Origin of the sequence: Rhodococcus sp. NPDC006774 (assembly GCF_040636045.1) — a bacterium.
Lineage (GTDB): Bacteria > Actinomycetota > Actinomycetes > Mycobacteriales > Mycobacteriaceae > Rhodococcoides.
Window position 1 is genome coordinate 20,472 of the sequence record NZ_JBEYIW010000036.1, and the last position, 6,808, is coordinate 27,279.

Annotated in this window: 14 protein-coding genes; all 14 read left to right on the forward strand. The window is 61.2% G+C overall.

The annotated features are described in order from the left end of the window. Positions 1-48 precede the first annotated feature (48 nt). The 14 genes from ABZ677_RS27095 to ABZ677_RS27160 all read left to right on the forward strand — a co-directional run bounded on the left by ABZ677_RS27095 (position 49) and on the right by ABZ677_RS27160 (position 6,712). Positions 49-345 (forward strand): hypothetical protein, encoded by a 297-nt coding sequence (locus tag ABZ677_RS27095; protein WP_358375017.1) that lies wholly within the window; start codon positions 49-51, stop codon positions 343-345. Beyond that, positions 342-575, forward strand: coding sequence for a hypothetical protein (locus tag ABZ677_RS27100; protein ID WP_358375020.1), 234 nt, complete (start codon positions 342-344; stop codon positions 573-575). The genes ABZ677_RS27095 and ABZ677_RS27100 overlap by 4 nt, the downstream gene beginning before the upstream one ends. After that, complete coding sequence (locus ABZ677_RS27105) at positions 572-847, forward strand: hypothetical protein (protein WP_358375022.1); 276 nt, start codon at positions 572-574, stop codon at positions 845-847. The genes ABZ677_RS27100 and ABZ677_RS27105 overlap by 4 nt, the downstream gene beginning before the upstream one ends. Beyond that, positions 844-1,092 carry a hypothetical protein gene (locus ABZ677_RS27110; protein WP_358375025.1) on the forward strand — a complete coding sequence of 83 codons (249 nt, stop codon included), beginning with the start codon at positions 844-846 and terminating at the stop codon, positions 1,090-1,092. The genes ABZ677_RS27105 and ABZ677_RS27110 overlap by 4 nt, the downstream gene beginning before the upstream one ends. Positions 1,093-1,097: 5 nt before the next feature. After that, a complete protein-coding gene (locus ABZ677_RS27115; RefSeq protein WP_358375028.1) occupies positions 1,098-1,772 on the forward strand; it encodes a lambda exonuclease family protein in 675 nt (224 codons plus the stop codon). Positions 1,773-1,774: 2 nt separating this feature from the next. Beyond that, positions 1,775-2,404 carry a hypothetical protein gene (locus tag ABZ677_RS27120; protein ID WP_358375031.1) on the forward strand — a complete coding sequence of 210 codons (630 nt, stop codon included), beginning with the start codon at positions 1,775-1,777 and terminating at the stop codon, positions 2,402-2,404. Then, positions 2,401-3,093 (forward strand): exonuclease domain-containing protein, encoded by a 693-nt coding sequence (locus tag ABZ677_RS27125; protein ID WP_358375034.1) that lies wholly within the window; start codon positions 2,401-2,403, stop codon positions 3,091-3,093. Before ABZ677_RS27120 ends, ABZ677_RS27125 begins: the two co-directional genes overlap by 4 nt. After that, positions 3,090-3,290: a hypothetical protein gene (locus ABZ677_RS27130; RefSeq protein ID WP_358375037.1), complete on the forward strand. Its 201-nt coding sequence runs from the start codon at positions 3,090-3,092 to the stop codon at positions 3,288-3,290. The genes ABZ677_RS27125 and ABZ677_RS27130 overlap by 4 nt, the downstream gene beginning before the upstream one ends. After that, positions 3,287-3,637, forward strand: a complete 351-nt coding sequence (locus ABZ677_RS27135; protein WP_358375039.1) for a WhiB family transcriptional regulator — start codon at positions 3,287-3,289, stop codon at positions 3,635-3,637. The genes ABZ677_RS27130 and ABZ677_RS27135 overlap by 4 nt, the downstream gene beginning before the upstream one ends. Further along, positions 3,634-4,329: a DNA (cytosine-5-)-methyltransferase gene (dcm, locus tag ABZ677_RS27140; RefSeq protein WP_358375042.1), complete on the forward strand. Its 696-nt coding sequence runs from the start codon at positions 3,634-3,636 to the stop codon at positions 4,327-4,329. Before ABZ677_RS27135 ends, dcm begins: the two co-directional genes overlap by 4 nt. A gap of 75 nt (positions 4,330-4,404) precedes the next feature. After that, positions 4,405-4,764, forward strand: coding sequence for a helix-turn-helix domain-containing protein (locus ABZ677_RS27145; protein WP_358375054.1), 360 nt, complete (start codon positions 4,405-4,407; stop codon positions 4,762-4,764). Between the two features lie 543 nt (positions 4,765-5,307). Next, positions 5,308-5,664 (forward strand): hypothetical protein, encoded by a 357-nt coding sequence (locus ABZ677_RS27150; protein WP_358375045.1) that lies wholly within the window; start codon positions 5,308-5,310, stop codon positions 5,662-5,664. Next, complete coding sequence (locus ABZ677_RS27155) at positions 5,661-5,957, forward strand: hypothetical protein (protein WP_358375048.1); 297 nt, start codon at positions 5,661-5,663, stop codon at positions 5,955-5,957. The genes ABZ677_RS27150 and ABZ677_RS27155 overlap by 4 nt, the downstream gene beginning before the upstream one ends. Then, complete coding sequence (locus ABZ677_RS27160; RefSeq protein ID WP_358375051.1) at positions 5,954-6,712, forward strand: site-specific DNA-methyltransferase; 759 nt, start codon at positions 5,954-5,956, stop codon at positions 6,710-6,712. Before ABZ677_RS27155 ends, ABZ677_RS27160 begins: the two co-directional genes overlap by 4 nt. Positions 6,713-6,808: the final 96 nt, after the last annotated feature.

Here is a 6,808-nt window from a genome sequence, read left to right on the forward strand (position 1 = left end):
TGCAGCTCGACGGGCCAGACCCAAACACCACTCTGGAAAGGCGTTCAGATGCACACCGATTCTATCTCAGTCACTCTCGATGAGGCTGTTACGCGCCTCGAAGACATCGTCGGCTTCCACGCCCCAAGCCCGGACGGCTGCGGCTCCTGGACGTTGGAACGCTTGTTCCGGTCGTTGCCCGAGGGCGGCTACGGCACGAACTACAAAGCGGTCGTGCATGTTCCGCACACCTGGCCTGGTCTCCCGGCGGGCATCTTCTGGCTCGAAGCATCTTCGAACGATCCGGTCGATGCTCTCGACAAGTTGGCCGACCTGATCATCACGAAAGCCCCGGTGGCCGCATGAGTGACTACAAGGCCGGCGACTCGCTGACCCTCCTCGATCAGCTCCTCGAACTGCCCGTCGGCTCGATCATCCGAACCGGTGCCGCCCGATGCGCGCAGAAGGCATGGATGCGCGACCTCGAAACCGAGGAGGACGACGAGTGGTTCGAGACCGGCGACTCCACGCCACTGACCTCGGCCGAACTCGACGACTTCCCGCACACCCTCGTCTACGTCGGGAGTCGACCATGAACGAGACACCACTGTTCATCGAGGGTCGGTCGGTTCGGGAGTTCGAGCGCATCGGATTGATTGACGGTCAGGTGCATTGGGCGTTCGAGCTCGAAGACGGCACCTTCCTGACGCTCACGTCCCGCCAGTTCGGCGAATGGGTGAAGGCATCGGAACTACCCGACATGGAACCGGAGTTGAACGTGATGCAGTCCGCGGGCGTCACCGGCCTCATCGTCGGGGCAGTCGCAGCGATCTGGACTGTCTGGGCCGTGAAGGTGGGGTTGCTGTGAGCATCCACTACCTGGTGCCACAGGAACGCGTTCTCGTCGACCCAGACTACGACCCGAACGCCTGCACCAACTGCGGCTACGAACTCATCTCCCACGACCAGTGGCCCGAACCGTTCTGCCCCGACGGGTGCGAGGGCCTGTACCTCAACGACGACGGCGACATCGTCAACGACAACGGCCACCCACCCACCTGCGGCTGTCCGCAACTTTGCAACCCGGATTACTACTACGACCAAGGCAGGTAAACCCGATGAGCACTCTCCTCGAACTCCCAGACCTGTTGCAGGGCACCGACGAATGGCACGACCAACGCCGCGGCATCGTCACCGCCTCCGTCATCGGGAAACTCATCACATCCAAGACCATCAAGCCCGCCAGCAACATCGAATCTCGCGGACTGACAGCCCTTCTCGTCGCTGAACGCATCACCGGATGGACCGAGGACATGTTCCTCAGCGAAGACATGATGCGCGGCATGGAAGACGAACCCAAAGCCCGCGACCTCTACTCCAAGCACTACGCACCCGTCACCGAAACCGGGTTTATGGTCCGCGACGACAACGGCACCAAGATCGGCTACAGCCCCGACGGACTCGTCGGCTCCGACGGACTCATCGAGATCAAGTCCCGCCGCCCGAAGATCCACCTCGAACACATCCTCTCCGGGCAACCACCCACCGAGAACATGGCCCAGCTCCAAACCGGACTGCTCGTGTCCGGCCGGCAGTGGATCGACTACGTCAGCTACTGCGCAGGAATGCCGCTGTGGGTGACACGCGTCCACCCAGACCAGCGTTGGTTCGACGCGATCACCGAAGCCGTCACCGGATTCGAGCAAAGCGCCGCCGAAATGATCCGCGCCTACAACGCCGCGATCGCAGGATTCCCGACCACCACCCGAGAACTCACCGAAATCAGGTTCTGACGATGAACATCACCGATGCAGCAGCACCCAAGAGCGACCAGATCAACGCCGACGACCTCATGTCCGGGCCGCGCGTTGTCACGATCACCGACGTACGGCAGGGGAGCAGTGAACAGCCTGTGCAGATCGTCACCCAAGAGTTCGGCACCGGCCGCCCTTACCGCCCCGGGAAGTCCATGATCCGCGTGCTTATCAACGCCTGGGGAGCCGAAGCCAGCCAGTACGTCGGCCGGCGCATGACGATCTACCGCGACCCGAAGATCGCGTTCGGTGGGCAGGAAGTCGGTGGTATCCGCATCTCCCACATGTCGCACATCGACAAGCGCATGACCCTCGCACTCACCGTCACCCGCGGCCGCCGCGCACCGTACGTCGTCGAACCCCTACCCGAAGGACCACCGACCATCACCAACGAGCAGGCCACCGAACTCGCAGCAGCAATCGAGACCGCAGCCAACCGCGATGAGCTGAACGCCATTGCCACGCAACTGAAAACCTTCAACCTTGCCGCACACAGCACACCCTTGCGCGACTTGTGGAAGGCCCGCCTCGCTGAGGTCACGACCGAAGTGCAGCACGACAACGTCGAAGCCGGCGCACAGTCCACCGACCCACAGCAGGTGCTCGCATGAAGTGGACTGATATGCCGTTGGCTGCGTTCGACCTCGAAACGACCGGCCCGAACCCGATGTTCACGCGCATCGTGACAGCGTGTGTCGCCCGCATCGACGGTAAGGACGTCAACGCCCGCAACTGGCTGCTGTACCCCGAGATGGACATCCCCGAGGGCGCAACGAAAGTGCACGGCATCACCACCGAGCACGCGAAGGAACACGGCCAGACGTACGCCGACGGCTACAAAGAGATCCGAGACGCCCTGACGATCGCATGGGCGGAAGGCCGAATGGTGTGCGCTTACAACGCATCGTTCGACTTCACCGTCATCGACCGCGAAGGCAGACGCCTCGGATACGACCCGCTGGTGTTCGGGCCGATCTTCGATCCGTTCGTCGTCGACCGGGCCGTCGACAAGTACCGCAAGGGCAAACGCACTCTCGGGGTCACGTGCGAGTACTACGGAATCCCGCTCACCGACGCCCACGATGCCGCGGCCGATGCTCTCGCGGCGGCCCGGCTGGCGTGGGTGCTCGGTCGCGCGAATCCCGGTATCGCCCAACTGACCATCGAAGAACTCATGGCGAAGCAGGCCGACTGGCATCACGAACGGCAAACCGACTTCGCGAACTACCTCCGAAGAGAAGGCAAAGACGCCTCCGACGTCAACGCCGACTGGCCCATCCGAATCGACGGTGCAGCATGACGGCAAATCCGCGGCTGATGGACATCAAGGAACTGTCCGACACCTTGTCCGTCGCAGTGCAAACCATCCGCTGCAACCGCCACACCCACCCCCTGTACAAGAAGGCGATCAAGCTCGGCGGCCCCACCTCCCCGCTGAAGTGGCGACGCAGCGACGTCGACGCCTACATCGACAGCCTCATCCAGGAGTCAGCATGACCGACGTACGCACGAATGTTCCGCAGTTCCACCGCCGAGGCACGATTGCCTACACAGCGGACGACGTCGAGTGGCAGGCGTACGCGGCGTGCAATGGCGAAGACCCCGAACGATGGTTCCCCGCCGAATCAGGGCGGGCAGGGCAGATCGAAGTGTTGCAGGCGGTCGAAGTGTGCCTCACCTGCCCCCTGATCGCTCGACAGGGCTGCGCACGCCTGGCCCTCGATCAACGCTCCCAGTACGGCGTGTGGGCCGGTGTGCACCTTGGAACGAACCCGAAAGCCCGAGCACAAGCCCGCTGGAAACTCCGCGCCATCGCAGAACGCACCGACCAGGCAACAGGATGAACGTCCTATCCCTGTTCTCCGGGATCGGTGGCCTCGAACTCGGCCTCGAACGAGCAGGGATGACCGTCGTCGGCCAAGTCGAAATCAACCCGTACGCCACCCAAGTACTCGAAAGGCACTGGCCGAATGTCCCACGCCACGACGACGTCCGCACAACCATCGACTGGTGGCGAAGCGAACCACGACCACCACTCCACGTCGTCGCGGGAGGGTTCCCCTGCCAGGACGTCTCAGATGCAGGCCCCCGCATCGGAATCACCGGAGCCCGATCCGCACTCTGGAATCCCATGTGCGACATCGTCAATGCACTACGACCCAACTACGTCATCGTGGAGAACACACCAGGGCTCCTTGCTCGGGGGATGGGAAGAGTTCTCGGGGACTTGGCCGACATCGGGTACGACGCGGAATGGCAAGTTCTATCCGCTGGCAGCTTCGGGGCACCACACCTCCGCAAGCGGGTCTTCATCGTGGCCTACCCCCAGGGCGTCCGGGAGAGACAACTGCGGTGGAGCGGGAGCACGCCGGAAAGCACAACGTACTGGGGTGTACGTGGGCAGGAATCAGAACCCCCAGTTGCCCGAGTGGCTGATGGGGTTCCCCATCGGGTGGACCGACTTACAGCCCTCGGAAACGCCGTCGTCCCCCAAGTAGCCGAACACATCGGACGAATGATCACGGAGGCGAACTGATTCATGGAGTGGGCAGACAACCTGCCGACACCGTGCGGGAGGTTCGAATGGGAACGCATCATCAAACGCGCACCCATGCCCAAAGGCTGCAAATTCCTGGGCCTCACGATGGCGACATTCGCCGGCACCGATGGGGAAAACATTCGCCCCTCGGTTCGGCGTCTCGCATTGGAGATGGAGGTGTCGGAACGGACCGTGATCCGTGCTCTCGGATGGCTTCGGGAGGAGGAATGGATCGCGAAAACGAGGCAGGGAAATCGGTGGCTCGGAAAGACGAACGAGTACCGATTGGTGTTGCCTCCGGGGGTGTTGGAGCGCCTTCATTTGGACCCGGATGGGGAGCCGATTTCGGATGGAAAAGTGGTGCCGATCCGCCCGAGTCTAAGTGACACCCATGTCACGCAGACTGGGTCGGAATCACGAAAGTCTAAGTGACATCCCAGCAATGTCTAAGTGACAAAACGCAAAGTCTAAGTGACATCCCAGACGAGTCTAAGTGACACCGGTGTCACCCCATCACTCAAGATCACTACATAAACACCAGCCAAAGACCAACCACCCGCTCTCGAAGTCGACTAACTGACAGGCGCGCGAACCGCCGCGACAGCGCAAAGAATTTCCCTCGGATTTGGAGAAGAAAATGACCGCCGCACACGTCACCGCAATGACCGTCGATTGCCCCAACTGCCAACAGCCCGCCGGCCACATTTGCACCGCCGAATCCGGGTACCGCAAGTCCATCCCGTGCATCGCCCGCACCAAACGAGCAGGAACCTTCGAAACTGGCCCTCAAACGCCCGTCACCGGTTAGCCCATACAGACACACCAGACCCACACCGAAAACCCGCCACCGTTGAAATCAGGCCCAGGAAACACGACCACGAAAGGTGCCTGATGACTCGACAATCACCAGCCGAAACCGGTACAGTTACCGACAACAGCCCGTTGCAGCGGGCCAAACCTCTGGAAGGACCCCACGTGACCCAGCCGGCCACCACCCAAGAACTCATCGCAGACGTCCTCTACCGCCACTTCACCGACGACGAACAGGCATGGAATATCGCCTGCGAAATCGAACGCGACCCCGCACTCACAGTGCGACCGCGCGTCTACCTCATGGGTGATCGGGCGACCGTCCTAGACCAACTCGAAAGACTGCCCGAAGGCGCTCAGATTCGTTGGAAGACAGGCGAACCGATCCACGTCGCCCTTGCCATCAAGATCGTCGACTACGCAGGTAAAAATCGCTGGTCGGCAACAGCAATGGGAAGCAGTGGCTACATCAGCTCCGAGTCCATCGCCCGCGACAACACACCCATCGAAGTACTCGCATGAGCGCCGACAACTGGGCCGAATGCCCCAAATGCAAGCGAGACCGCGAAACCAAACTCGCGAAACTCGACGCCGACATCGCCTCGCAGTACGGCAAAGTGACGGTCGAAGCATTCGACGAACTACGCAGACGCGCCACCGAAGAACGAACCGCGAAAATCAACCTTCACACCTTCCGCGAAGACTACGAAATCGGCGTCTACGACGGAGAGTTCTACATCTCCTATACCGGCGGCTGCTCAGTCTGCGGCATCACACACAGCTTCAAGCACGAAGCGAAACTGGACCTCGCATGAGCACGCCCTACTACCAGGACGACCTGGTCACCCTCTACCACGGCGACTGCCTCGAACTGTTGCCCCAGCTTTCCGCTCACATCGCCATCACATCCCCGCCGTACAACATGGGCCTGACCCCAGGCGGCAACGGACGCGGAATGTACAGACCAGGCGGCAACAACAAAGGCGGCAGATTCCGCGAAGGCTACGGACAGTTCAACGACGCAATGCCACAAGACGAATACGACGAATGGCAACGCAACGTACTCGCAGCGCTATGGATGGCCGTATCGCACGACGGCGCTGTCTTCTACAACCACAAACAACGCATCGAACACGGCGTAGTACGTCTCCCGCTCGGTATGGACTTCGGAATCCCATTGCGGCAGATCATCACATGGGACCGAGGAACAGGAATCGGCGTCAACAAACGCCACTACTGCTCCGTCTCCGAGTGGGTATTCCTCTTCGCCCGACCAGACTTCACCCTGAGAAACCACAGCGCATCCGGCTCTGGAGACGTCTGGCGACTCGGCATGGCAATCGACGACCACGGTCACCCGGCCCCATTCCCTCCTGGTTTGCCGCAGAAGATCATCGAAACCACTGCCGCCCGTAGCGTGCTCGATCCATTCGCCGGATCAGGCACAACACTCCGAGCCGCAAAAGACGCTGGCATTCCCTCAATCGGCGTCGAACTCAACGAGATGTACTGCGAAACCATCGCCAAACGAATGTCTCAAGAAGCATTCGACTTCGGAGCCCTCGCATGAGGGGAGTGTTTCTTAAACGGTGTTTCGGCCCGACACGCTGGGTGAATGCCCGGCGAGAAGGGTGCCGTGATGACGACACTGGATGATGTGACGAAG